The sequence below is a fragment of the Nonomuraea sp. AD125B genome (genome assembly GCF_041402765.1).
Lineage (GTDB): Bacteria > Actinomycetota > Actinomycetes > Streptosporangiales > Streptosporangiaceae > Nonomuraea > Nonomuraea bangladeshensis.
Genome location: NZ_JBGLOU010000008.1, coordinates 324,712 through 347,627, shown reverse-complemented (window position 1 = coordinate 347,627; position 22,916 = coordinate 324,712). Strand labels below are relative to the sequence as shown.

General features: G+C 72.4%; 25 protein-coding genes, 1 tRNA gene and 1 riboswitch. Of the genes, 17 read left to right on the top strand and 9 right to left on the bottom strand.

The features are described 5' to 3' along the window. Window position 1: 1 nt before the first annotated feature. From ACBR40_RS23230 to ACBR40_RS23185, 10 genes are all read left to right on the top strand, one after another. Window positions 2–1,342 carry an aldehyde dehydrogenase gene (locus ACBR40_RS23230; RefSeq protein ID WP_371250085.1) on the top strand — a complete coding sequence of 447 codons (1,341 nt, stop codon included), beginning with the start codon at window positions 2–4 and terminating at the stop codon, window positions 1,340–1,342. Between the two features lie 4 nt (window positions 1,343–1,346). Continuing rightward, the gene (locus ACBR40_RS23225; protein ID WP_344209276.1) at window positions 1,347–2,111 is read left to right on the top strand and encodes a 3-oxoacyl-ACP reductase; all 765 of its coding nucleotides are present in this window, start codon (window positions 1,347–1,349) and stop codon (window positions 2,109–2,111) included. Window positions 2,112–2,121: 10 nt separating this feature from the next. Then, window positions 2,122–2,814: a gamma-glutamyl-gamma-aminobutyrate hydrolase family protein gene (locus ACBR40_RS23220; protein ID WP_344209278.1), complete on the top strand. Its 693-nt coding sequence runs from the start codon at window positions 2,122–2,124 to the stop codon at window positions 2,812–2,814. Between the two features lie 54 nt (window positions 2,815–2,868). Beyond that, window positions 2,869–2,966: riboswitch (glycine riboswitch) on the top strand. Window positions 2,967–3,095: 129 nt separating this feature from the next. Further along, a complete protein-coding gene (gene gcvT, locus ACBR40_RS23215; protein WP_371250084.1) occupies window positions 3,096–4,181 on the top strand; it encodes a glycine cleavage system aminomethyltransferase GcvT in 1,086 nt (361 codons plus the stop codon). Next, window positions 4,178–4,567 carry a glycine cleavage system protein GcvH gene (gene gcvH / locus ACBR40_RS23210; RefSeq protein ID WP_371250083.1) on the top strand — a complete coding sequence of 130 codons (390 nt, stop codon included), beginning with the start codon at window positions 4,178–4,180 and terminating at the stop codon, window positions 4,565–4,567. Before gcvT ends, gcvH begins: the two co-directional genes overlap by 4 nt. Window positions 4,568–4,625: 58 nt before the next feature. Then, a complete protein-coding gene (locus ACBR40_RS23205) occupies window positions 4,626–6,002 on the top strand; it encodes an L-serine ammonia-lyase (protein WP_371250081.1) in 1,377 nt (458 codons plus the stop codon). A gap of 47 nt (window positions 6,003–6,049) precedes the next feature. After that, window positions 6,050–6,310 carry a type II toxin-antitoxin system Phd/YefM family antitoxin gene (locus ACBR40_RS23200; protein WP_371250079.1) on the top strand — a complete coding sequence of 87 codons (261 nt, stop codon included), beginning with the start codon at window positions 6,050–6,052 and terminating at the stop codon, window positions 6,308–6,310. Beyond that, window positions 6,307–6,564, top strand: a complete 258-nt coding sequence (locus ACBR40_RS23195) for a Txe/YoeB family addiction module toxin (RefSeq protein ID WP_344209288.1) — start codon at window positions 6,307–6,309, stop codon at window positions 6,562–6,564. Before ACBR40_RS23200 ends, ACBR40_RS23195 begins: the two co-directional genes overlap by 4 nt. A 92-nt stretch (window positions 6,565–6,656) precedes the next feature. Further along, window positions 6,657–7,490 (top strand): toxin glutamine deamidase domain-containing protein, encoded by an 834-nt coding sequence (locus tag ACBR40_RS23190; RefSeq protein ID WP_371250078.1) that lies wholly within the window; start codon window positions 6,657–6,659, stop codon window positions 7,488–7,490. Continuing rightward, a complete protein-coding gene (locus tag ACBR40_RS23185) occupies window positions 7,487–7,756 on the top strand; it encodes a hypothetical protein (RefSeq protein ID WP_344209292.1) in 270 nt (89 codons plus the stop codon). The genes ACBR40_RS23190 and ACBR40_RS23185 overlap by 4 nt, the downstream gene beginning before the upstream one ends. A gap of 302 nt (window positions 7,757–8,058) precedes the next feature. On the opposite strand, the gene ACBR40_RS23180 is transcribed toward ACBR40_RS23185, so the two are convergent. From ACBR40_RS23180 to ACBR40_RS23165, 4 genes are all read right to left on the bottom strand, one after another. Next, a complete protein-coding gene (locus tag ACBR40_RS23180) occupies window positions 8,059–10,569 on the bottom strand; it encodes an ABC transporter permease (RefSeq protein ID WP_371250077.1) in 2,511 nt (836 codons plus the stop codon). Between the two features lies 1 nt (window position 10,570). Next, entirely contained in the window at window positions 10,571–11,311 is a 741-nt protein-coding gene (locus tag ACBR40_RS23175; protein ID WP_344209296.1) for an ABC transporter ATP-binding protein, read from the bottom strand. 108 nt (window positions 11,312–11,419) lie between these two features. After that, a complete protein-coding gene (locus ACBR40_RS23170) occupies window positions 11,420–12,070 on the bottom strand; it encodes a response regulator transcription factor (protein ID WP_371250076.1) in 651 nt (216 codons plus the stop codon). A 14-nt stretch (window positions 12,071–12,084) separates the two neighbouring features. Then, window positions 12,085–13,254: a sensor histidine kinase gene (locus ACBR40_RS23165; protein ID WP_371250075.1), complete on the bottom strand. Its 1,170-nt coding sequence runs from the start codon at window positions 13,252–13,254 to the stop codon at window positions 12,085–12,087. 599 nt (window positions 13,255–13,853) lie between these two features. Between ACBR40_RS23165 and ACBR40_RS23160 the strand changes: the two genes are divergently transcribed. The 3 genes from ACBR40_RS23160 (at window position 13,854) to ACBR40_RS23150 (ending at window position 16,485) form a co-directional block, all read left to right on the top strand. Then, window positions 13,854–14,405, top strand: coding sequence for a sigma-70 family RNA polymerase sigma factor (locus ACBR40_RS23160; RefSeq protein ID WP_344209302.1), 552 nt, complete (start codon window positions 13,854–13,856; stop codon window positions 14,403–14,405). Next, the gene (locus ACBR40_RS23155) at window positions 14,402–15,574 is read left to right on the top strand and encodes a CU044_5270 family protein (protein WP_371250074.1); all 1,173 of its coding nucleotides are present in this window, start codon (window positions 14,402–14,404) and stop codon (window positions 15,572–15,574) included. Before ACBR40_RS23160 ends, ACBR40_RS23155 begins: the two co-directional genes overlap by 4 nt. A 134-nt stretch (window positions 15,575–15,708) precedes the next feature. Then, entirely contained in the window at window positions 15,709–16,485 is a 777-nt protein-coding gene (locus ACBR40_RS23150; protein ID WP_371250072.1) for a hypothetical protein, read from the top strand. A 7-nt stretch (window positions 16,486–16,492) separates the two neighbouring features. On the opposite strand, the gene ACBR40_RS23145 is transcribed toward ACBR40_RS23150, so the two are convergent. Beyond that, window positions 16,493–16,852 (bottom strand): hypothetical protein, encoded by a 360-nt coding sequence (locus tag ACBR40_RS23145; protein WP_371250070.1) that lies wholly within the window; start codon window positions 16,850–16,852, stop codon window positions 16,493–16,495. A gap of 142 nt (window positions 16,853–16,994) precedes the next feature. Between ACBR40_RS23145 and ACBR40_RS23140 the strand changes: the two genes are divergently transcribed. Beyond that, on the top strand, window positions 16,995–17,762 hold the full coding sequence (locus ACBR40_RS23140) for a MerR family transcriptional regulator (protein ID WP_371250069.1): 768 nt from the start codon (window positions 16,995–16,997) through the stop codon (window positions 17,760–17,762). A gap of 62 nt (window positions 17,763–17,824) precedes the next feature. Here ACBR40_RS23140 and ACBR40_RS23135 read toward each other — a convergent pair. Then, a tRNA-Leu gene (locus ACBR40_RS23135) sits at window positions 17,825–17,897 on the bottom strand. A 43-nt stretch (window positions 17,898–17,940) separates the two neighbouring features. Beyond that, complete coding sequence (bcp, locus tag ACBR40_RS23130; RefSeq protein WP_344209312.1) at window positions 17,941–18,414, bottom strand: thioredoxin-dependent thiol peroxidase; 474 nt, start codon at window positions 18,412–18,414, stop codon at window positions 17,941–17,943. A gap of 110 nt (window positions 18,415–18,524) precedes the next feature. Between bcp and ACBR40_RS23125 the strand changes: the two genes are divergently transcribed. Next, window positions 18,525–18,854, top strand: coding sequence for a DUF3618 domain-containing protein (locus ACBR40_RS23125; RefSeq protein WP_344209314.1), 330 nt, complete (start codon window positions 18,525–18,527; stop codon window positions 18,852–18,854). Window positions 18,855–18,867: 13 nt separating this feature from the next. On the opposite strand, the gene ACBR40_RS23120 is transcribed toward ACBR40_RS23125, so the two are convergent. After that, window positions 18,868–20,055 carry an amino acid deaminase/aldolase gene (locus ACBR40_RS23120; RefSeq protein ID WP_371250068.1) on the bottom strand — a complete coding sequence of 396 codons (1,188 nt, stop codon included), beginning with the start codon at window positions 20,053–20,055 and terminating at the stop codon, window positions 18,868–18,870. A gap of 138 nt (window positions 20,056–20,193) precedes the next feature. On the opposite strand from ACBR40_RS23120, the gene ACBR40_RS23115 reads away from it, so the two are divergent. Then, window positions 20,194–20,796, top strand: a complete 603-nt coding sequence (locus ACBR40_RS23115; RefSeq protein WP_344209318.1) for a DUF6286 domain-containing protein — start codon at window positions 20,194–20,196, stop codon at window positions 20,794–20,796. An 8-nt stretch (window positions 20,797–20,804) separates the two neighbouring features. Next, window positions 20,805–21,299: a hypothetical protein gene (locus ACBR40_RS23110; protein WP_371250067.1), complete on the top strand. Its 495-nt coding sequence runs from the start codon at window positions 20,805–20,807 to the stop codon at window positions 21,297–21,299. An 11-nt stretch (window positions 21,300–21,310) separates the two neighbouring features. Here the strand turns inward: ACBR40_RS23110 and ACBR40_RS23105 are convergent, their stop codons facing one another. Further along, a complete protein-coding gene (locus ACBR40_RS23105; protein ID WP_371250066.1) occupies window positions 21,311–22,891 on the bottom strand; it encodes a molybdopterin-dependent oxidoreductase in 1,581 nt (526 codons plus the stop codon). Window positions 22,892–22,916 lie beyond the last annotated feature (25 nt).

The window sequence follows — 22,916 nt, the reverse complement described above, 5'->3', positions numbered from 1 at the left end:
CATGAAGATCGTCAATCCGGCGACGGAGGACGTCATCACCGACGTCGAGTTCGCCGACGCGGCCGAGGTCGACCGGGCCGTGGAGCGTGCCAGGAAGGCGTACCCGTCCTGGCGCGCGGTGGCACCCGGCGACCGGGCGCGGCTGCTGCGGCGCTTCGCCGACCTGGTGGGCGAGCACGCCGAGGAACTGGCCAGGCTGGAGGTGGACAACGCCGGGCACACCATCGGCAACGCCCGCTGGGAGGCCGGCGCGGTCCGCGACGTGCTGCACTTCTACGCCGCCGCGCCCGAGCGCAACCACGGCAGGCAGATCCCGGTGCCCGGCGGCGTGGACGTCACCTTCCAGGAGCCGCTGGGCGTGGTGGGCGTGATCGTGCCGTGGAACTTCCCCATGCTCATCCTGTCGTGGGGCGTGGCCCCCGCGCTGGCCGCGGGCAACACCGTCGTCGTCAAGCCCGCGGAGCAGACCCCGCTGACCGCGCTGCGGCTGGCCGAGCTGGCCCTGGCGGCGGGCCTCCCCGAGGGGGTGCTCCAGGTGCTGCCTGGGGCAGGGGAGGTCGCGGGGGCCCGGCTGGTGGAGCACCCGCACGTCGCCAAGATCGTGTTCACCGGCTCGACCGAGGTCGGCAAGGAGATCGCGGCCAAGGCGGCGGCCCAGGTCAAGCGGGTGACGCTGGAGCTGGGCGGCAAGTCGGCGAACATCGTCTTCGCCGACGCCGACCTCGCCAAAGCGGCCGCGGCGGCGCCGTACGCGGTGTTCGACAACGCCGGCCAGGACTGCTGCGCCCGCTCCCGGCTGCTGGTGCAGGCCGAGGTGTACGACGAGTTCATGGCGCTGCTCGCCCCCGCCGTACGCGCCGTCCGGGTCGGCGACCCGCTCGACGAGGCCACCGAGATGGGCCCGCTGATCAGCGCCGAGCACCGGGAACGGGTCCGCGGGTTCGTCTCCGACCCCTGGCTCCAGGGCGAGTGCCCGGCGGGCAAGGGCTACTGGTTCCCCGCCACCGTGCTGACGCCCGAGGTGACCGATCCCGCGTTCACCGAGGAGATCTTCGGTCCCGTCGTGTCGGTGGCCCGCTTCACGGACGAGGCCGACGCGATCCGCGTCGCCAACGACACGCCGTACGGGCTGAGCGGCTCGATCTGGACCCGCGACGTCGGGCGGGCGCTGCGCGTGGCGCGCGCGGTCGAGTCGGGCGCGCTGTCGGTCAACTCGAACTCGTCGGTCCGCTACTGGACCCCGTTCGGCGGTTTCAAGCAGTCCGGCCTCGGCCGGGAGCTCGGCCCGGACGCCCTCGCGGCGTTCACCGAGACCAAGAACGTCTTCATCTCCTGGGAGTGAGCAAGTGCAGCGGTTGCAGGATCGGGTCGCCGTCATCACCGGCGCGGGCAGCGGCATCGGGCTCGCCACGGCCCGCAGGTTCGCCGAGGAGGGGGCGCGGGTCGTCTGCGTGGACATCGACGCGGCGGCGGGCGTCAAGGCCGCGGACGAGGTCGGCGGCCTGTTCGTCGAGGCGGACGTGACCCGCGAGGACGACGTCGAGCGGGTGTTCGCCACGGCGCACGAGACCTACGGCAGTGTGGACGTCGCCTTCAACAACGCCGGCATCTCGCCGCCCGACGACGACTCCATCCTGGAGACCGGGCTCGACGCCTGGCGCCGGGTCCAGGAGGTCAACCTCACCAGCGTCTACCTGTGCTGCAAGCACGCGATCCCGTACATGCGGCGGCAGGGCAAGGGCTCGATCATCAACACCGCGTCGTTCGTGGCCGTGATGGGCTCGGCGACCTCGCAGATCTCCTACACCGCCTCCAAGGGCGGGGTGCTGGCGATGTCGCGGGAGCTCGGCGTGCAGTTCGCCCGCGAGGGCATCAGGGTCAACGCGCTCTGCCCCGGACCGGTGAACACGCCGCTGCTCCAGGAGCTGTTCGCCAAGGACCCGGAGCGGGCGCAGCGGCGGCTGGTGCACGTGCCGCTCGGGCGCTTCGCCGAGGCGTCGGAGATCGCGGCGGCCGTCGCCTTCCTGGCCAGTGACGACTCCTCCTTCATCACGGCCAGCCAGTTCCTGGTGGACGGCGGCATCAGCGGCGCCTACGTGACGCCGCTCTAGGGGGTCCGTCGTGCGTCGCCCGTTGATCGGGATCACCTCCTACGTGGAGCCCGCCACGTTCACGGTCTGGACGGACGTGACCGTGGCGCTGCTGCCGTACCTGTACGTCGAGCAGGTCGTGCGGGCCGGCGGCCAGCCCGTCGTGCTGCCGCCGGCCGGCGAGCCCGCCGGGGCGCTGCGCGGTCTCGACGGGCTCGTCCTGGCCGGCGGCGGCGACATCGACCCGGCCAGGTACGGCGCCCGGCCGCACGAGCGCACCGGCTACGTCCGCGCCTTCCGCGACGAGGCGGAGTTCGCGCTGCTGGCGGGGGCGCTGGACGCCGGGCTGCCGTACCTGGGGGTCTGCCGTGGCCTTCAGGTGCTCAACGTGGCTCTCGGCGGCACCCTCCACCAGCACCTGCCGGACGTGGCGGGGCACACGGGGCACGCGCCGGGGCCGGGCGTGTTCGGCCATCTGCCGGTGACGCCGGTGCCCGGCAGCCGCCTGGCCAAGGCGCTCGGGACGGAGCCGGTGACGGTCCCGCACTACCACCACCAGGCCGTGGACCGGCTCGCCCCCGGCCTGACCGTGACCGCGACCGCCGAGGACGGCACGGTCGAGGCGGTGGAGCTGGAGGGGGCGGCGTTCGCGATGGCCGTGCAGTGGCATCCGGAGGAGGCCGAGGACGGCGCGCTGTTCGAGGCGCTGGTCGCGGCCTGCTGAGACCCGTAGGCGACAAATGCCCCATACCCCCACTAGGCTGGCGGACATCACCGTCGACACCGTGCGGGAGAGCACTCTGACAGCCGGTCAGGGTCCCTGAAGGAGCAAGCCCTCCCCGCGAACCTCTCAAGGCAAAGGACCGCACGGACGAGGTGGCCTCTGGAAAGCAGGCTCTTGGCCTCGCCGAAGGTGAAAGTCCGGCAAAAATCGGGCGAAGCTCTCAGGCATCGATGACAGAGGGGGAGGATGCTGGCATCCACTCCTGTCCTGAGGTGCGACACATGTCCCGACCGACACCGCTACGCGACGTCCACGAGAGCCTGGGCGCCACCCTCACCGACTTCGCCGGCTGGCTCATGCCCCTCCGGTACGGCAGAGAGTCCGCCGAGCACCAGGCCGTGCGCGAGGCGGCCGGGCTGTTCGACCTCTCCCACATGGGCGAGATCTTCGTGACCGGCCCGCAGGCCGCCGAGGCGCTGGACTACGCGCTGGTCGGCCACCTGTCCGCGCTCGCCACCGGCCGGGCCAGGTACACCATGATCGTCGACGAGCGGGGCGGGGTGCTCGACGACCTCATCGTCTACCGGCTCGGTGACGAGGAGTTCATGGTCGTCGCCAACGCCTCGAACTACCAGAAGGTCGCCCAGGAGCTCCAGGAGCGGGCCAAGGCGTACGACGCGGCGGTCGAGGACCGCTCCGACCGCTACGCGCTCATCGCCGTCCAGGGCCCCCGCGCGCAGGAGATCCTGGCCACGCTGACCGACGCCGACCTCGCCGGGCTCAAGTACTACGCCGGCCTGCCCGGCCTGGTCGACGGCCGCGAGGCACTGATCGCCCGCACCGGCTACACCGGCGAGGACGGCTTCGAGCTCTTCGTCGCCAACCAGGACGCCGTGCCGCTCTGGAACGCGCTCACCGCCGCCGGGGAGCCGTACGGGCTCGCGCCCGCGGGCCTGTCCGCCCGTGACACGCTCCGGCTGGAGGCCGGCATGCCGCTGTACGGCAACGAGCTCGGCGCGGAGCTGACCCCGTTCGACGCGGGACTGGGCAGAGTGGTGAAATTCGACAAGCCCGGCGATTTCGTCGGACGAGCGGCGCTGGAGGCGGTCAAGGACGACCAGCCGGGACGCCGCCTCGTCGGCCTGGTCGCGCGGGGCCGCCGGGTGCCGCGGCACGGCTACCCGGTGACGCAGGACGGCGCCGTCGTCGGCGAGGTCACCAGCGGCGCGCCTTCCCACACCCTGGGCAAGCCCATCGCGATGGCCTACGTCGACACCGGCGCGAGTGAAGGCCTGGCAGTGGACATCCGGGGCAGCCAAGAACCCGTGGACCTCGTAGAGCTGCCCTTTTACAGGAGGAAGAAGTGAGCAACATCCCTGACGAGCTGAGCTACACCAAGGAACACGAGTGGGTGGCCGGGCTGGACGACGGCCTGACCGTCACCGTGGGCATCACCGAGTTCGCCGTCGAGGCCCTGGGTGAGGTCGTCTACGTGCAGCTCCCCGAGGTCGGCGCGAGCGTCGCGGCCGGCGACTCGATCGGCGAGGTGGAGTCCACCAAGTCCGTCAGCGAGATCTACTCGCCCGTGGGCGGCGAGGTGGTCGAGGTCAACCAGAACGTGGCCGACACCCCGGCCCTGGTGAACAGCGACCCCTACGGGGAAGGGTGGATGTTCCGGGTACGCATCGAGGGCGAGCCCGAGGACCTGCTTTCTGCCGAGGAGTACACCGCCCTCACCTCCGGCGAGTCCTGATTTCCCCGCCGGGGCCCCGCCCGGGCCCCGGCTTCCGTCCCATGAAGGGCGCACATCAATGGCGATCAGCGTCTTCGACCTCTTCAAGATCGGCATCGGGCCCTCCAGCTCGCACACGGGCGGCCCGATGGCGGCCGCGCACAAGTTCGCCCGGGGCCTGCACGAGGACGGCCTGCTGGAGCGGGTGGCCCGCGTCGAGGCCATCCTGTACGGCTCGCTCGGCCTGACCGGCAAGGGCCACGGCAGCGACAAGGCCGTCCTGCTGGGCCTGTCCGGGGAGAAGCCGGAGCTGGTGGACGTCGACACCGTCGACGAGCGCCTGGCCGCCATGCGCGCCTCCGGCACCGTCCATCTCTACGGCCGCCGCGAGATCCCGTTCGTCGTGGGCGAGGACCTCGTCTTCGAACGCAAGATCTCCCTCCCCGAGCACCCCAACGGCATGCGCTTCACCGCCTACGACGCGGACGGCGGAACCGTGCGGGAGAAGGTCTACTTCTCGGTCGGCGGCGGCTTCGTCGTGGACGAGAACGCCACCGGCGCCGACCGCATCAAGCCCGACGACACCGTGCTGCCCTACCCGTTCACCACGGGCGAGGAGCTGCTCAAGCACTGCTCCAACACCGGCCTGTCGATCTCCGCGCTGATGATGGAGAACGAGAAGGCGTTCGGCCGCACCGAGGAGGAGATCCGCGCGGGCGTGCTCAACCTGTGGCGGGTCATGCAGGAGTGCGTGCGCAGAGGCATCTCCCGCGAGGGCGTGCTGCCCGGCGGGCTCAAGGTCAAGCGCCGCGCCAACCAGCTCCACCGCCGCCTCCAGGCCGAGTCGCCCGAGAAGGACCCGCTCCAGGCGATGGACTGGGTGACGCTGTTCGCGCTGGCGGTCAACGAGGAGAACGCCGCCGGGGGCCGCATCGTCACCGCCCCCACCAACGGCGCGGCCGGCATCATCCCGGCCGTGCTCACCTACTACACCCGCTTCGTCCCGCAGGCCGACGACGAGGGCGTGATCCGCTTCCTGCTGACGGCCGCCGCGATCGGCGTGCTGTTCAAGGAGAACGCCTCCATCTCCGGGGCCGAGGTCGGCTGCCAGGGCGAGGTGGGCTCGGCCTGCTCGATGGCCTCCGCGGGGCTGACCGAGGTCATGGGCGGCACGCCGGAGCAGGTGGAGAACGCCGCCGAGATCGGCATCGAGCACAACCTGGGCCTCACCTGCGACCCGATCGGCGGCCTCGTGCAGATCCCGTGCATCGAGCGCAACGCCGTCGCCTCCAACAAGGCCATCACCGCGGCCCGCATCGCCCTGCGCGGCGACGGCCGCCACTACGTGGCCCTGGACAAGGCCATCAAGACCATGCGCGACACCGGCCGCGACATGCTCGACAAGTACAAGGAGACCTCCCGCGGCGGCCTCGCCGTCAACGTCATCGAGTGCTGACGACCTCTGAGTGGTACCGTAAAGCTGTACCACTCAGAGGGAGGGTCATGTCCATCACCGCCAGCGAGGCCCGCCGACGCCTGTTCCCGCTCATCGAAGAGGTCAACAACGACCGCACCGCCGTGGAGATCGTGTCCAAGAGCGGAAACGCCTACTTGGTCGCCGCCGAGGAATACGAGGCGCTCCGGGAGACGGCCTACCTGCTTCGCTCGCCGGCCAACGCCCGTCGACTGATCGAGTCGTACCAGGAGGCTCTCGCGGGCCGCCACGAGAGGCACGAACTGCTGGACGACGAGAGCTCCCGGTGAAGGTCGCCTTCACGGGGAGGGGCTGGGAGGACTACGTCCACTGGCAGACGGCCGATCGGCAAATCCTCAAGCGGATCAACCGGCTGATCGAGGACGCCTTGCGTGATCCCTTCGAGGGCATCGGCAAGCCCGAGCCGCTGAAGTACGCCCTGACGGGCGCGTGGTCGCGGCGCATCACCGAAGAGCACAGACTGGTCTACCTGCCCATGGACGACGAGGTCGTCATCCTGCAGGCCCGCTACCACTACGAATAGGAGACCTGACCAGCGGAACTTTGCACTTTCCCCCTCCGTTCCGTGACGACCCATCTACGATCGGTGGTCGAAGGGATGACAGGAGGCAGGCCGTGTTCCGCGAGCGCAAGCCGAGTGTCCGTTGGGTCCTCCCCGAAGGGCGGTACAACCCCGTCGTCGCCGACGGGGTGCGGTGGCTCGACTACGAGCGGGCCGCCGAGCTGGACGAGCACGCGCCGGCCCCCGGCGAGCAGGACCTTTTCGGGGCCGGCGAGGACGCGCCCGGTGTCGGCGAGGAGCCGCGGGCGAGGCCGGAGGGCGACGGGGACGACTGGTTCGACCGGCCGCACCGGCCGCCGCCGCTCGCCGAGTGCCGGCCGTACGACGTGCCCGGCGGGCTGGCAAGGCCCGATCCGCGGGCGGAGCGCGACCTCATGGAGGCCCTGCCTCCGGGGGCGCGGTTCCCCGACCCGCGCGGCACCTGGATCAGGCTGATCAACGGCTGCGGCCCCGCCGACGACCCGTTCCGCGCCGCCAACGCCGCAGACTGCGCGCTCGCCGTGCTGTCCACCTGGCACGGCGAGCCGGCCACGGCCGCGGCGCGGGTGCCCGAGCACGACCGCATCGGCCGGCCCGTGCTCACCGGCGAGCGCGGCAGCACGGCCAGGATCGAACGCTGGGTCGGGCAGCGGCTGGAGTACACCGGGCAGGGGCGGCACGCCTACCCGATGATCGCGCGGCGGCTGACGGAGGCCGGCCACGGGGCGAGCGCGGTGATCGTGGTGCGCTGGCCCGGCGGCGGCAGCCACGCCTACAACGCGGTCAACGCCGAGGGCGAGGTCATCTGGATCGACGCCCAGCGGGGGCACATGTCGGTGGAGCCCCCTTACCTGACGGTGACCGGGGTGTTCTGCGTGGTCCTCGACCGGCACGGGAGGCCGCGGTGAACCTGGATCAGGCCCGGGCGCTGGCCGAGGAGTACGTCAACGGGGCGCTGCCGGCGGAGGAGGCCGTCTCCGTCGGCGTGTACGGCTTCCACGACGGCTACGTCGCCTGGATCCGCGACCTCGAACCCGACGACCCGGCCCGGCTGCCGGAGACGATCGGCGGCGCGTGCGTCGTCATCGACGAGACGACCGGCGAGGTGGCCCCCCGGCCGCTCCTCGACCCGGAGACGGTCGCCGAGCTCTGGCCCGGCCCCATCCCCCGCTGAGTCGCGCCACGGCTCGGCACGGCCATCCCCCGCTGAGTCGCGCCACGGCTCGGCACGGCCATCCCCCGCTGAGTCGCGCCACGGCTCGGCACGGCCATCCCCCACTGAGTCGCGCCACGGCTCGAAGCCGCCATTCCCCGCGAGTCGCCGGCGCGGCCCCCACTGGGGGCCGCGCCGCCCCCTCTCAGCCGCGTGAGAGCCGGGCGCCGCCCCCATGAGACGCCCGGCCCTCGCGCGCATGCGCTCTCTATCCACACATGACGGGTTTATGCCCTTTCAAGACCCTTTACCCGACTTGACGGTCACCCGGCAGCGAGCGCCCCGGCGATCGACGCCTGCGCCGCCCGCCGCGCCGGCAGCAGCGAGGCCACCACCCCCGCCACCCCCGACAGCACCACGAACAGCACGACCTGTCCGACGGGCACCGACAGGACCGCCCCATCCAGCATCGCCAGCACCGCCACCCAGCCGTACAGCCCGCCGAGCACCACCCCGACCAGCGCGCCGATCAGCCCGAGCACCAGCGCCTCGACCGAGAGCATCCGCCGCAGCTGTGGCCGGGTCAGCCCGAGCGCCCGCAGCAGCGCCGACTCCCGCGAACGCTCGTGCACCGACAGCGACAGGGTGTTCGCGATGCCCAGCAGCGAGATCAGGATCGCCAGCCCGAGCAGCCCTCCGACGATCATGAGGAGCATGTCGAGCGTCTCGTCGAACTCGCCGCGCACCTCGGTCGAGCTGCTGAGCCGTACGGTCGGATAGGCGGCGACGGCCTCCCTGACCACGGCCCTCGCCTGGTCGGCGGACACCCCGTCCTTGATGGTGATCAGCACCCGGGCGTCGGGCAGCGCCCCGGCGTAGCGGTCGAACGCGCTCTCGGCGACGGTGAGCGTCGGCAACGCCGAACCGTCCCCGCCGAGCACGGCGACGACCCGCAACGGCACGCTTTCCGCGCGCCCCTTGGCCCGCACGCTGACCTGCACGGTGTCGCCGACCCGTACGCCCAGCTCGTTCGCGGCCCGGTCGAGCAGCGCCACCTGGCCCTCCGACAGCCCGGCGGCCATCGAACCCGCGACCACCTCGGGGGCGACCGGCCCGTGGAAGGCGCCCAGATCGTACGTCCGAGCCCCACCCGTCCGCCCCGTGACCTTGGCCGGCGTCTCGCGGACCTGCAGCACCGAGCCCAGCTCCGGCGCCCGCCGCAGCTCCTCGCCCACCGTACGCGGCACCGCGGCCTCGCCGCCCTGCGCGGACAGCAGGTAGTCCACCGGGAACTGCTCGTCCAGCTTGTCCGTCACGGTCGCCCGGGTCGAGGCGCTGAGCACCGAGATCACCGTCATGAGCGTCACCCCGATCGTCAGGGCGACGGTCGTGGTCGCGGCCCTGCGCGGGTTGCGCGCCGTGTTGTCCAGCGCCAGCCGTCCCGGCACCCCGGCCAGCCGGGCGGGGAGCCGGCCCACGACCGCGCTCAGCGGCCGGACCAGCGCCGGCCCGAGGATCAGCACGGCCAGGAAGGTCAGCATGCCGCCGACCATGACCACGACCAGCGTGGCCGCGTCCCCCGGCGGCATCCTCCACACGCCGAACCCGGTCGCGCCGAACCCGGCCACCAGGAACAGCGCGGCGGCGCCCCAGCGCGCCGCGCCCATGCGGAACGCCTGCTCGTCGGCCTGCGTACGCAGCGCCGCGACCGGCGGCACCCGCGTGGCCGACCGGGCGGGCAGCAGCGCCGCGCCCACGGTGACGACGAGGCCCACGGCCGCCCCGACGGCGATCGTGAGGGGGGTGAGCGCCACGGAGGCGCCCGTGGGCAGCGGGGCGTCGAACGCGGCCAGCAGGGCGAGCGCGAGCGCCGCGAGCCCGTACCCGGCCGCGAGGCCGAGCGCCGAGGCGACCAGGCCGACCACGCCCGACTCCAGCAGGACCGAGCCGAACACCTGCCCCCGCGTGGCCCCGATGCAGCGCAGCAACGCCAGCTCGCGGCCGCGCTGCGCGACGAGGATGGTGAAGGTGTTGTAGATGACGAGCGCGGCCACCATCATGGCCACGACCCCGAACAGCAGCAGGCCCACGGTCAGCGTCCGCATCTCCAGCCCGGCCGCGGCGGCGAGGTCGGCGGCCAGCTCGTCGCCGGTCTTCACCGTCGCCCCCGGCCCCGCGGCGGCGGCCACGGCCTGCTCCAGGCCGGGCGCGCCACCCGCGACGTCGATCTCGTGGTAGCCCTTCGCGCCGGTCATCCGCAGGGCGGCGGAGGTGGTGAGGCCGACCGCGCCGGTGAAGGCGAGCTCCTGGTCCACGCCGGGGTCTAGGAGCCCGACGAGCTTGAAGGTGTGCCGCTCCCCGTCCGGGTCGAGCACCACGAGGTCCTCGCCGAGCCGGAAGCCGTTGACGCGGGCGGTGTTCTCGTCGAGCACGGCGGCCCGGTCGTCCGTGCCGGGTCCGGTGCCGGCGACGATCGTGGTGCGCTGCAGCGGGCCGCGTACGACGGAGATCGCCGTGGTGGGCAGGTCGCCGACCACCTTGCCGTCCTTGCCGAGCAGCCGCGCGGGCCCCCGCACCAGGCCCTGCGCGTCGGCCACGCCCGTGACCGCGCGCACCCGGCGCAGGACGTCCTCGGCGAGCACGCCGTCCCCGGCCAGCACCGCCACGTCCACCTTGCCGGCGTCGGCGGTCACCCGCTGGGAGAAACCCGCCTGGACGGTGTCGTTCAGGATCAACGTGCCCGCGATGAACCCCACCCCCAGCACGATCGCCAGGGACGTCAGCAGCAACCGCAGCCGGTACGCGCGCAGCCCGGCCAGCGCCGTCCTCAGCACCTCACGCCTCCAGCTTCACGAGCGTGTCCAGCACGGTCTGCGGCGTGGGCGCGGTCACCTCGGTGACCAGCTCGCCGTCGCGCAGGAACACCACGCGGTCGGCGTACGAGGCCGCGACCGGGTCGTGCGTCACCATGACGATCGTCTGACCCAGCTCGCGCACGGAAGTGCGCAGGAAGGACAGCACCTCGGCGCCGCTGCGCGAGTCCAGGTTGCCGGTCGGCTCGTCGGCGAAGATGACCTGCGGCTTGCTGATCAGCGCCCGGGCCACGGCCACCCGCTGCTGCTGGCCGCCGGACAGCTCGGACGGGCGGTGCCCGAGCCGGTCCCGCAGCCCGACGGTGTCGATCACCCGGTCGTACAGCGCCTGGTCGGGCTGGCGGGCGGCGATGTCGAGCGGCAGGCGGATGTTCTGCTCGGCGGTCAGCGTGGGCAGCAGGTTGAACGCCTGGAAGACGAAGCCGATGCGCTCGCGGCGCAGCAGCGTGAGCCGCCGGTCGCTCAGCCCGGTCAGCTCGGCCTCGCCGACGTGTACGGTGCCGGAGGTGGCGGTGTCGAGCCCGGCCAGGCAGTGCATGAGCGTGGACTTGCCGGAGCCGGACGGCCCCATGATCGCGGTGAAGGCCCCGGTGTGGAAGGCCACGGAGACGCCGCGCAGCGCGTGCACGGCGGCGTCGCCGTGTCCGTAGGTCTTGGTCAGGTTCGTGGCCACCACGGCGGGCGGGGCCTGGGTGCGGGTCACTCGTCGCTCCTTGTCGCGCTTTTTCAACGCGACCAACGCTAGAAGCGGAAATGTCGCCTGCTCTGGGCCCTGAGGAGGGACTTCGGCTGCGACTCCGGACGACCCCGGTCAGACTTTCGGCCGATGGGCGGGCACGATCAGCCCGGCCTCGTAGGCGTACACCACGACCTGGGCGCGGTCCCGCAGCCCGAGCTTGGCCAGCACCCGGCCGAGGTGCGTCTTGACCGTCGCCTCGGCGACCTCCAGCCGGGCCGCGATCTCGGCGTTGGACAGGCCGCGCGCCACCGAGAGCAGCACCTCGCGCTCGCGCGGCGTCAGCTCGGCCGCCGTGACCGGCTCCTGCGCCGGGAGCTGGGCGGCGAAGCGGTCCAGCATGCGCCGCAGCGTGGTGGGCGCGACCACGGAGTCGCCCGCGTGCACGTGCCGGATGGCGCTCAGCAGGTCGTCCGGCGGCACGTCCTTGAGCAGGAAACCGGCCGCGCCCGCCTTGATGGCGGCGAAGGCGTACTCGTCGAGGTCGAACGTGGTCAGGATGAGCACCTTCGGCCCGTCGATGCGGCGGGTGGCCTCGACGCCGTCCATGTGGGGCATGCGCACGTCCATGAGGACGACGTCCACCTCGGTCGTGGCGAGCAGCTCCAGCGCGGCGGCGCCGTCGGCGGCCTCCGCGACCACCTCGATGTCCGGCTGCGCGCCCAGCACCATGCGGAAGCCCGCCCGCAGCAGCTCCTGGTCGTCGACCAGCATCACCCGTATCACCGGAGCCGCCTCCCTCACGCCGCCCTGGCCATGGGCAGCCGGGCCAGCACCTCGTAGCCGCCTCCCGGGCGGGGGCCGGCCGTCACCGCGCCGCCGTACATGCCGACGCGCTCGCGCATCCCGATGAGGCCGTGGCCGCCGTCGCCGCGGGGCGCCGCCCCGCCCCTGCCGTCGTCGGTGACGCGCACGACCAGCTCGGGGCCGTCGAAGTCGAGCTCGACCAGGGCGCGGGCGCCGGGGCCGCCGTGCTTGAGCGCGTTCGTCAGCGCCTCCTGGACGATGCGGTAGACGGCGAGCTGCTGGCCCTCGGGCAGCTCGCCGGGCGCGCCGGCCACCACAAGCCTGGCCGGCACGCCCGAGCCGCGCACCAGCTCCTCCAGCTGGTCCAGGCCCGGCTGCGGGGTGTAGTCGGTGTCGGGGTGCTCGTCGTCGCGCAGCACGCCGACCAGCCGGCGCATCTCGGCCAGCGCGGCCCTGCCGGTCTTGGAGATGGCCCGTACGGCCTGGCGGGCCTGCTCGGGATCGCGGTCGAGGGCGTAGCCCGCGCCGTCGGCCTGGACCACCATGACGCTGACGTTGTGGGCGACGACGTCGTGCAGCTCCCTCGCGATGCGGGCGCGCTCGGCCGAGGCCGCCATCCGCGCCTGCTGGTCCCGCTCGCGCTCGGCCCGTTCCGCGCGCTCCTCCAGGCCCTCCAGGTAGCGGTGGCGGGTGCCGGCGTACAGGCCGAACAGCCAGATCGTGACCACGAACACCGACCCGCCGAAGAACGTCCCGAACGACGGCGACTCCCAGTTGACCAGCGCCAGGAGGATCCCCAGCTCGGCCACCAGCATCGCGGCCAGCCCCCAGCGGAACGAGCACCGGTAGGCGACCACCCAGAGCGCGACCAGCACGGCGAGGTTGGCGGGCAGCGGGTCCAGGCCCGCGAGCCACTGCCAGAAGCTGATCAGCGCGATCAGCGCGTACGACGGGACCGGCCGCGCCAGCCACAGCAGCGGCGCCAGCAGCGCCGCCGACAGCGCCAGGTAACCGGCCACGCCGAGCATCAGGCCGGCGCCGGCCGGGGTGTAGGACGCGTACGGCACGGCGAACAGCCCGCACAGCGCCGCGAGGGGAGCGACCCGCAGGGCGCTCGCCAGCTTCTCGTGGCCGCGGGACCACGACCGTACCCTGCCGAACACATCCTCACGATATGCAGGCCCGGACCGGGGTTGGTCCGCCTGGAGGTGGAAGTCCGCCTACGACCCAGGTCGCACATCGAGGAGGTCTTACACAGGGCTTACGCCCTTTGCGGCACTCTTGTCTCTGGGAGCGCCCGTTCCGCGGGCGAGTAAAGGGAGATCGTGATGGCGGATCATGATCGCGATGCCGGGTCGCGCGGCGATGAGGAAGCGCCGCGCGACCCTGGCCCTCACGCCGATCCCCGTTGAGCGCCCCGGTCTGAAGTCCGGCCGGCTTCCGCCCGGCCCCTCCGCCCACGGTCACGGTCATGGCGGCCCGAGTACCGTGGACGATTGTCCTCCGGGACACCTGGGACCTGGAGCCCCATGACAGCCGTCCACCCCTCGCGGCTTTCCCGGACCTGCTGCCGCTCCTGGTGGCCGCGCGCCTGCTGATCGCCGAAATTGCGGGCGACCGAGCCGCGCCCACCGCGCCCATACGAGGCCGGCCGCATCGTTTGGGTTCAGTCGTTCGCCCCTGACCTGAAATTCCGCCGTCGCCCTCGGACACGTACGGAGTGAAAGCCCGCAACGTTCGGAAGGTCTGACGAGGATGGCGCGTGAGTGAACAAGACGACCGGTCCCGGTTCGAGGCGGTGTACCGAAGGACCTATGAGCAGATTCTCGGCTACGCCGTGCGGCGGTGTTCCTCGCCCGAGGACGCCGCCGACGTCGTGGCCGAGACCTATGTGATCGCCTGGCGTCGGATGACCGAGCTCCCCGACGGTGACGCCGGCAGGCTCTGGCTGTACGGCGTGGCCCGCCGGGTCCTGGCCAACCACCGCCGGAGCGAGCGGCGCAGGCTCACCCGGCACACCGAACTCACCGACGAGATCGACAAGCTTTACGCCGTCCCCTTTCCCAACGGTGAGCCGCACGGCGTGGACGATGCCATGGACCTGCTCGCCGACAGCGATCGTGAGCTGCTGGCCCTGGCTCTCTGGGAGGGGCTCGACCCCGGCGAGATCGCCACCGTGCTGGGCTGCTCCCGTAACGCCGCCCGTATCCGCCTGCACCGGGCGCGCAAGCGCTTCGCCAAGGCCCTGGAGAAGACCCGTCCATCGGCCGCCGGCTTGGCGGTACGGCCGCTCATCGAGAAGAGGTCAAGGTGAACAACGACCAGATTTTCAAGGACCGGGCACGAGTGCGGGACGAGGATCTGGCCGGCCGGGCGTCCACCACGGGGGCGGACGCGCTGCTGGCGGAGATCGTCTCGATGGAGCACCCGGCACGACGGCGGCTCCCGCGCTTTCCTGGCCGCGCTCTGCTGCGGCCAGGCCGCGCTCTGCTCGGCCTGGCCGCGGCCGCCACCGCGGTGGCGGTCATCACCCCCGCGATGCTGTCCGGCAACACGATCTCCGTCGCGCCTCAGCCCGGCACGTCGGCGTCCGCGACGGCCGAACCGACCGCCCGGCAGATCCTGCTCGCGGCCGCCGTCGCCGCGGAGCAGGCCCCCGCGAGCGGCGACTACTGGCGTTACAAGGGGGTCACCCGGTGGATGTTGACCGATCCCACGCGCAGCTACGTGCTCGAGGCGGCGCGATCTGGAGAGGTATGGCTGGCCGGGCGAACGGGTCTGCGGAGCTGGCGCATCGGCCAGGATCTCGGCGTCAGGCCCGCGACCCCGCAGGACGAGGTGGCGTGGCGGGCCGCGGGGTCGCCTACCAGCTGGCGGTACCCCAAGGACATGAAGACGGAGAACCTGTTCGCCGTCCCGTTCGGGCCGCTGAAGGCGGCGGCGGGTGAGCGAACCGCCGAACGGCTGCGCTGGAAGACGGTCGGTGACCTGGCCGGGGAATCGTTGACCTGGAAGGAGCTGCGCGCGGTCCCGGGCGAGCCCGAGACGCTCCGGAGCTACCTGGAAGAGCGCATCGGCCGGTTGGATCTGACCGGATCCGGGATGGACGTGGAGGAGGCGAGGAAGCACATCCTTCTCCGGGACTGTGTGGACATCATCAGTACCCTGCCGGCCTCGCCCGAGACCCGTGCGTCCGCGTACCGGATCCTCGCGTCCCTGCCCGCCATACGGGCTGTCGGGGAGACGACGGATCCGCTGGGCCGGCGTGGGCAGTTGCTCAGCTACCAGGAGGAGATCGAGCCGGGTCTGTTCTCCGAGGTTCGGCTCGTGGTCGATCCCAGCACCGGCCTGCTTCTCTCCGAAGTGAGGGCGAACACCACCGAGCTCGCTGACGGGCGGCAGGCAGAGCTTCGTGTCTCCTCCTCGTTCCAGGAGATCGGCTGGACCGACGAACGCCCGCAACTGCCCACGCCGCCCGGGTGAACGATGAAAGTTTCCCCAGCCGCGGCTCCCCCACCAGCGCCGTTGGCCGGCGGCTGTCGCCGTCCGTGTTCCCCTCCGCAGCGGATGGCGTACCGTACTCCCGCTCACCCACATCCCCGGCAAAGGGAGTCCACGTGCGTGCATGGCTGGCCGGTGTCGTCGCGTCCGTCCTGATGGTGCCGCTGACGGCCCACCCCGCCTCGGCCGGGACGGACCCGCGTACGTGCGCGAAGGCGAACCTGCTGTTCTGCGAGGACTTCCAGGCCGTGCCGGCGGGCGGCGCGAGCAGTCTCCGCTGGGGCATCGACACCAAGCACGGGACGCTCACCGTCGAGCGCGACGGACGGCGCGGGCAGAAGGTGCTGCGCGTGCACACCGAGGGCAACGGCCGCGCGTTCCTGAAGGTGGACGACTTCGCCGCGCCGGGCAACAGCTTCTACGGCCGGGTGCGGCTGCGGGCCGCCGCGTTCCCGACCGCGCCCGACTGGGCGCACTACACGCTCGTCGAGGCGACCGGCGAAGGGCCCGAGGTCGTCCGCCCGCTCGGCGGCCAGTACGCCCCGCCGCCCCACGGCGGAGCCGCCTACTGGGGTGTCGGCGCGGACGGCGGCCCCACCGGCGACTGGACGAACTGGCGGACCACCGCCCCCTCCGTCGCCGGGAGGTGGACCTGCGTGGAGTGGCACATGGACGCCGCCGACAACCGGATCTCGTTGTGGTTCGACGGGGTGGCCAAGCCGGAGCTCACCGTGTCCACCCGCGAGCACGGCGGCAACCCGGTGGACTTCGTCTTCCCGCGGTTCGACACGGTCAAGCTGGGCTGGCAGCTCTACCAGGCGAACCCGACCCCCGCCGGCTACGACGTGTGGATGGACGACATCGCGCTGAGCAGCCGGCGGGTGGGCTGCTAGACCGCTGTCACGGGTTGCCGGAGCGGCACGTGGGCGACCTGCTGAACTCGACGGACGCCCCGGTCGCGTCGCTGATCACGGCGCGGATGTCGTACCTGAAGGTGGGCTGACAGCCGATCGAGACGAAGGTCTTGTCGTTGTACGAGGGCACGTGGGAGCCGTTGACGTACCAGCGCACGGCGACCGGCGCGACGCCGCCGCTGAAGGAGACCTCGCAGAGGAACCGCCGCGCGAGCGGTTCGCACCCGCCTCCGGTCAGGGTCAAGCTTGCCGCCGCCGAGGCGGAGGACGACGCGAGCAGGCCCGGGGCGGCGAGCAGACCTGCGGCGAGCACGACAGGTAAGGCCATCTTGTACGACTTGCGCATTCCTGTCTCCTTGTGAGGACGATGAGAGGGAACGTCCACCCAGACTTCTGCCGGCTTGACTCTGCCGTTACGTCAATATCTAGCGTCACGAGGGAGCCGGAAGATCCGGCCTGGTGAACGGTACGGGGACGGTGAGCAGGCAATGGCGTGGTCGATCGCCGAGGTGGCGCGGATGTCGGGAGTGACGTCGAGGACGCTGCGCCACTATCACGAGATCGGGCTGCTGGAGCCCGCCCGGATCGGCGGCAACGGCTACCGCCACTACGAGGAGGACCAGCTGCTGCGGCTGCAGCAGATCCTCGTGCTGCGGGAGATGGGCCTCGGCCTCGCCGAGATCAAGGAGATCGTCGACCGGCACACCGACCCCCTGGCCGCCCTGCGCGAGCATCACCAGCGCGTGCTCCAGGAGCGCGACCGACTGGACGCGGTGGCGCGCCTGGTGGCCAGAACCATCACCGAGCTTGAGCACAGCGAAGGGAAGGACGGTATGCCCAGAATCAGCAGGCCGGAGAACCTGTTCGAGGGATTCGACAGTGCCCGCTACAGCGAGCAGGCCCGCGAGCAGTGGCCCGGGCACTGGGAGCAGTCCGGGCAGCAGGAGCTCCTGGACAGCCTGGCCCCCGAGGAGCTCGGCCGGATGCAGCAGGAGGCGACGGCGGGGATGATCCGGATGGCCGAGCTCATGGCCGCGGGAACCCCGGTGGACGACCCCGCGGTGCTCGCCGAGCTCGACGTCCACTACCGGCAGCTGAGCCGATTTTGGACGCCGACCGCCGAGCAGTATGCCCACCTGGGCCGGATGCAGGTCGATGACGAGCGGTTCAGGGAGAACTACGAGCGGATCGCCGACGGGCTGGCCGCGTATATGCGGGACGCCATGGCCGCGTACGCGCAGGCCCGGCTGAGCTGAAGGCCCTGAAACCGGGAGATGGCCGCTCCGGCGTCCATCTCCCGAGGGAAATCCGCTGACCGTGGGGTCGGTGGGATTCGAACCCACACTGACAGCCACCTAAAGACTGCGCCTCTGCCATTGGGCTACGACCCCTGGTGAACTGCCCGCCCCGGCAGTCCGGCCAATCTTACACGGGTCAGGCCAGGCCGAGCTTCTTCTTCAGCGAGGCCACGTGCCCGGTCGCCTTGACGTTGTAGAGGGCCTGCTCGACCTTGCCGTCGCCGTCGATGACGAACGTCGAGCGGATGACGCCCTCCACCTCCTTGCCGTAGAGCTTCTTGAGCCCGTACGCCGCGTACGCCTTGTGCACGGTCAACTCGGGGTCCGACAGCAGCGGGAAGGTCAGCCCGTCGCGCTCGGCGAACTGGGCCAGCTTCGCCGGCTTGTCCTTGGACACCCCGAGCACCACGAACCCCTCGGCGGTCAGCCGGCCCAGACTGTCACGGAAATCACAGGCCTGCTTGGTGCAACCGGGCGTCATCGCGGCAGGGTAGAAATAGAGGATCACCCGCTTGCCGCGGTAGTCCTCCAGCGAGACGGCGCCGCCGGCGGCGGTGGGTAGCGTGAACTCGGGCGCGGCGTCGCCGGGCGCGAGCTTGGTTTCGGTCATGTGGCCCTCCTCGAGTTCTTCTCGCCAACCTACCGGCCCGGCCGGCGTGCCGTACCGCACGCGGACCTGACAGACTGATCACGACCGGGCGCACGGTCGAGAGGAGAGCCATGGCTGACACCGATCCCGACGAGCTGGAGCGACGCATCGCGCGGGCACGCGCGGAGCTGGCGCAGACGGTCGACGCCATCGCCGACCGGGTGAACCCCAAGCGGGTCGCCGAGCGCACGGTCGCCGACGTCAAGACCCGGGCCGGGCACTTCGTGGCGTCCGTGGGCGACGCGCTCGGGGTCGCGCCGAGGCCGGTCGAGTACACCGACGACCCCGCCCAGGTGTGGGAGGACGACCGCCCCAGCCTGGCGCCGGTGCTCATCGGGGTGGGCGCGGTGCTGGTCGTAGGCGCGGCCATCGCGCTCCTGCGGCGCCGCCGTCGCCGCTGACGGGCGCCGGCCGTCACAGGAAGGTGCGGCCCTCACCCCGGTACGTCGGCACCGTCTCCACGACCTTGTCCCCCTCCACGAGGTGCAACGCGTCGAACCGCTCGCACAGCTCCCCCGCCTTCGCGTGCCTGAACCACACCCGGTCACCGGTCCGCAGGTCCTGCGCCGCCTGCCCGAGCAGCGGCGTCTGCACCTCGCCCGCTCCCTCGTCGGGGGCGTAGCGCAGGCCCGCGGGCAGATACGGCTGCGGCAGCCGGCTCGGCCCCGCCGACCCCGAGGCCGGATAGCCGCCGCCGAGCACCGTGACCACGTCGGGCCGGGGCCGGCGCACCACCGGCAGCGCGAAAAGCGCGGCCGGGCGGCCGGTGAAGCGGCGGTAGAAGTCGAACAACCGGGGATGGAACAGCCCGGACCCGGCGGCCACCTCCGTGATCGCCTTCTCCCGCACCGTCAGCTCGACGCTGCCGGTGCCGCCGCCGTTGACGAACTCCAGCTCGGCGAACTGCCGCACGGCGTTGACCACGCGCCCGCGCCGGACGATCAGCTCGCGGGCCGAGCGCGCCTGCATGAGCCGGATGGCGCGCGCGTAGGCGGCCTGTCCCCGCGGCGCGTCGCCCACGCCCGCGATCTGCGCCTCGTACGCCAGCAGCCCCACCAGCCGCAGCCCCGGCCGTTTGGCGATCTCGGCGGCCAGGTCGGCGGCCTCCTCGGGCTGGCGGATCGGCGAGCGCAGCGCGCCCGCGCGGAACCTGCCGCCGAGCGCGACGTACCCGGCGTCGACGTCGAGGCAGAGCCGGAGCTCGGCCTTGGGCCCCTGTACGGCGCGCTCGATGAAGTCCAGGTGGGCGACGGAGTCGACGGTCACCGTGATCCGCCGGGCGGCCTCGGCGTCGGCCGCGAGGGCGGCGAGCGCGTGCCGGTCGGCCGTCGGGTAGGCGACCAGGATGTCGGTGAAGCCGTGCCCGGCCAGCCACAGCGCCTCGGGCAGCGTGAACGCCATGACGCCGCGGAAGCCGTCCATGGCGAGGACGCGTTCGAGCACGGGACGGCTGCGGATCGACTTGCTGGCCACCCGGATCGGCTTGCCTGCCGCCCTCCGGACGAGGTCGGCCGCGTTGGCGCGCATGGCCGCCAGGTCGAGGATGGCGAAGGGAGGCTCCAGCTCAGCGGTGGCATGGTCGTAACGCCGGCGGTCGTCCATATGAGCAGCGTAACGACATACGGAACAAATGAATATGAGCGCTGTTCGTGTTCGGTCGGCTTCCCGTAAGGATCGGGCAAACCGGCGGCGAGGCCGGAGCGCCCCCGGCCCGGCCCCCGTGTACGTCTGGTGCTCGTGATGACCACGCTCCAGCGGCAACGCTCCCCCGGTGCGCCCGCCGCTCCGCGGCAGAGCACGCTGCGCCGGGCACGGCGGGCGCTCAGGCCGGCGCGTACCCTGCCGGGCGCCGTCGTGTCGCTCACGCTGGCCGGCGGGCTCGGGGCGAGCGCCGCCGAAGTGGTCTCGGCGCTGCTCGGGCATCCGCTCGGCTGGGTTCCGCTGAACGAACTGGCCGAGCTGGCGGGCCGCACCCCGTGGCCCGAGACGTCCACGACGGCCCTGGCCCTCGCCGGGACGGGCACGCTGATGCTGCTGCTCGCCGCCGTCCCCGGCCGCTCCCGGCTCGTGCCGGTGGAGACCGCCGACCCGCTCATCGTCATCGGCATCACCCGCAGCGGCCTGCGCCGCACCCTGCGGGCCGCCGCCCAGCAGGTGCCCGGCGTGCAGCGGGCCCACGTACGGCTGCGCCGCCGCACCATCGAGGTCACCGTCGTGACGGAGGCCGAGAGCTCGGGCGCGATGCTCCGCCAGGTCGGCACCGCCGTCGGCGACCGCCTGGCCGGGCTCGGCACGTTCGGCGCCGGCGAGGTCGTCGTCCGGCTGCTCGGGAAGGGCGGCTGACAGCCGACATGCGCCAGTACAGAGGCAACCGCATCGGCCTCGCCGTCGTGGGCGGCACGCTGGCCACGGCCGGCGTCTACGCCTGGCTCCGCGGCCACGGCCGCTTCCTCGGCCTGCCGCCGAACGCCAAGGTCCTGCCCGCGCACACCGCCCGCGCACTGACCGACGCCGCCTGGCCCCTCTGGGCGCTCGCCCTCGTCCTGCTCCTGCTCGCGCTGACCGCGCTGCGCTGGCTGCTGCTCTGCCTCGGCTGGGGCCGCCGCGGCGCCCACAACGGCACCGGCACCGCCATGCTGTACGTCGGGCTCAAGAACGTGGACGGGCTGAGCAAGGCCAAGGTGCGGCTGGGACCCGACGGCCTGCGCCTCGCGCTCACCTGCCCGGCGGCCGCGGACCTCGGGGCGGTGGCGGGCAAGCTCGACCAGGACGTCATCGGCCGGATCCGCCGCGAGCTCAGCGACGACGACACTCCGGCACTGGCCCGCCTGCACGTACGCCGGTAGCCCAAAAGGGGTCAGGCCACGCTGACCGTGATCGTGTGCCAGCCGGTCGCGCCGTCCGGGGCCGGCGGGGCCACCTGCTCGGTCTGGGTGTAGCCGGTGGTATCGGTGGCGCGCACCTGGAGGGTGTGGGAGCCGGGCGTCGCGTCCCAGTCCAGCGACCACTGCCGCCAGGTGTCCGGGCCCGGCACGTCGGCCAGCTTCGCCTCCCGCCACGCGCCGCCGTCCACCCGCACCTCGACGGCCGCCACGCCCTTGTGCTGGGCCCATGCCACGCCGGCGATCGTCGTACGGCCCGGCTTGAGCGAGGCGCCCGAGCCCGGCACGTCGATGCGGGACTGCGTCTTGATCGGGCCCTTGGCCGCCCAGCCGCGCGGCGTCCAGTAGGCCTCGTCCCGGTCGAACCTGGTCACCTTGACGTCCACCACCCACTTCGTGGCCGACACGTAGCCGTACAGGCCGGGCACCACCTGGCGCACCGGGAACCCGTGCTCGACCGGCAGCGGTTCGCCGTTCATCGCGATCGCGAAGAGCGCCTCACGTCCGTCCGTGACGACGTCCACCGGGGTGCCGCAGGTGAAGCCGTCGGCGGAGGTTGACAGCAACATGTCGGCATCGGCGTGCAGACCAGCGCGGCGCAGGATCTCCGACATCCGGACCCCGAGCCAGCGGGCGTTGCCGACGAGCCGCCCGCCCACCTCGTTGGAGACGCAGGTGAGCGTGACGTCGGCCTCGGTCAGCGGCATCCGCAGCAGGTCTGCGTACGTGATCTCGACGGGCCGGTCCACCATGCCGTGGATCCGCAGCTTCCACGATTCGGGATCGACCTGGGGGACGACGAGGGCCGTGTCGACCCGGTAGAAGTCCCGATTCGGGGTGATGAAGGACGACAACCCGCCGATGCGCAGGTCAGCGCCGGCGGGGATCGGCTTGGCCGGGGTGGCGGGCGCGGGCAGCGCCACGTTCACCCGCGCGATGTCCACCGCCCGGGACCCGGCCAGCCGACTCCCGGCCACCGCCCCCACCCCGGCCACCACCACTCCCCCGGCGACCCCGGTCAGCAGCCGCCGCCGATCGAAGGTCGACGGCTCACCGCTCCCCCGCATGACGGCAGGCCGCTCGGCCTCGCCGGAAGGGGCCTCCGAGACGGCGGGGACGGTGGCCCGGCGAAGCAGCCACGCGAGCGTCCACATCCCGGCGGCGGCCCCCGCGAGCGTCGGCAGAATGTCCACGACCGAGGCGCCCGGACGGGTGACGACAGCGACCAGCCCCACCACCGCGAACGCCGCCAACCCCGCCATCCCGTACGCGAGCCGCCGCCGCGCCAGCACCCCGATGACCGCCGCCACGACGGCGAGCAGCACCAGAACACCCCAGACGAGCACCGTCTTGTCGTTCTCGCCGAAGGTCGTGATCGCGAAGTCCTTGACCGGCGCGGGCGTCAGATCCACAACGCCGTCACCCACGGCGATGACGGGCGAGGTCTGCGGCCCGAAGAGCCCCGCCACGAGCTGCGCCAGCCCGAGGGCCACGCCACCGGCCGTCAATCCGGCCAGCGCACCCGCCCAGGCGGGCACCGAGATGTTCCTCTGCACACTGCCGACGCTACGCCCTGGGCCA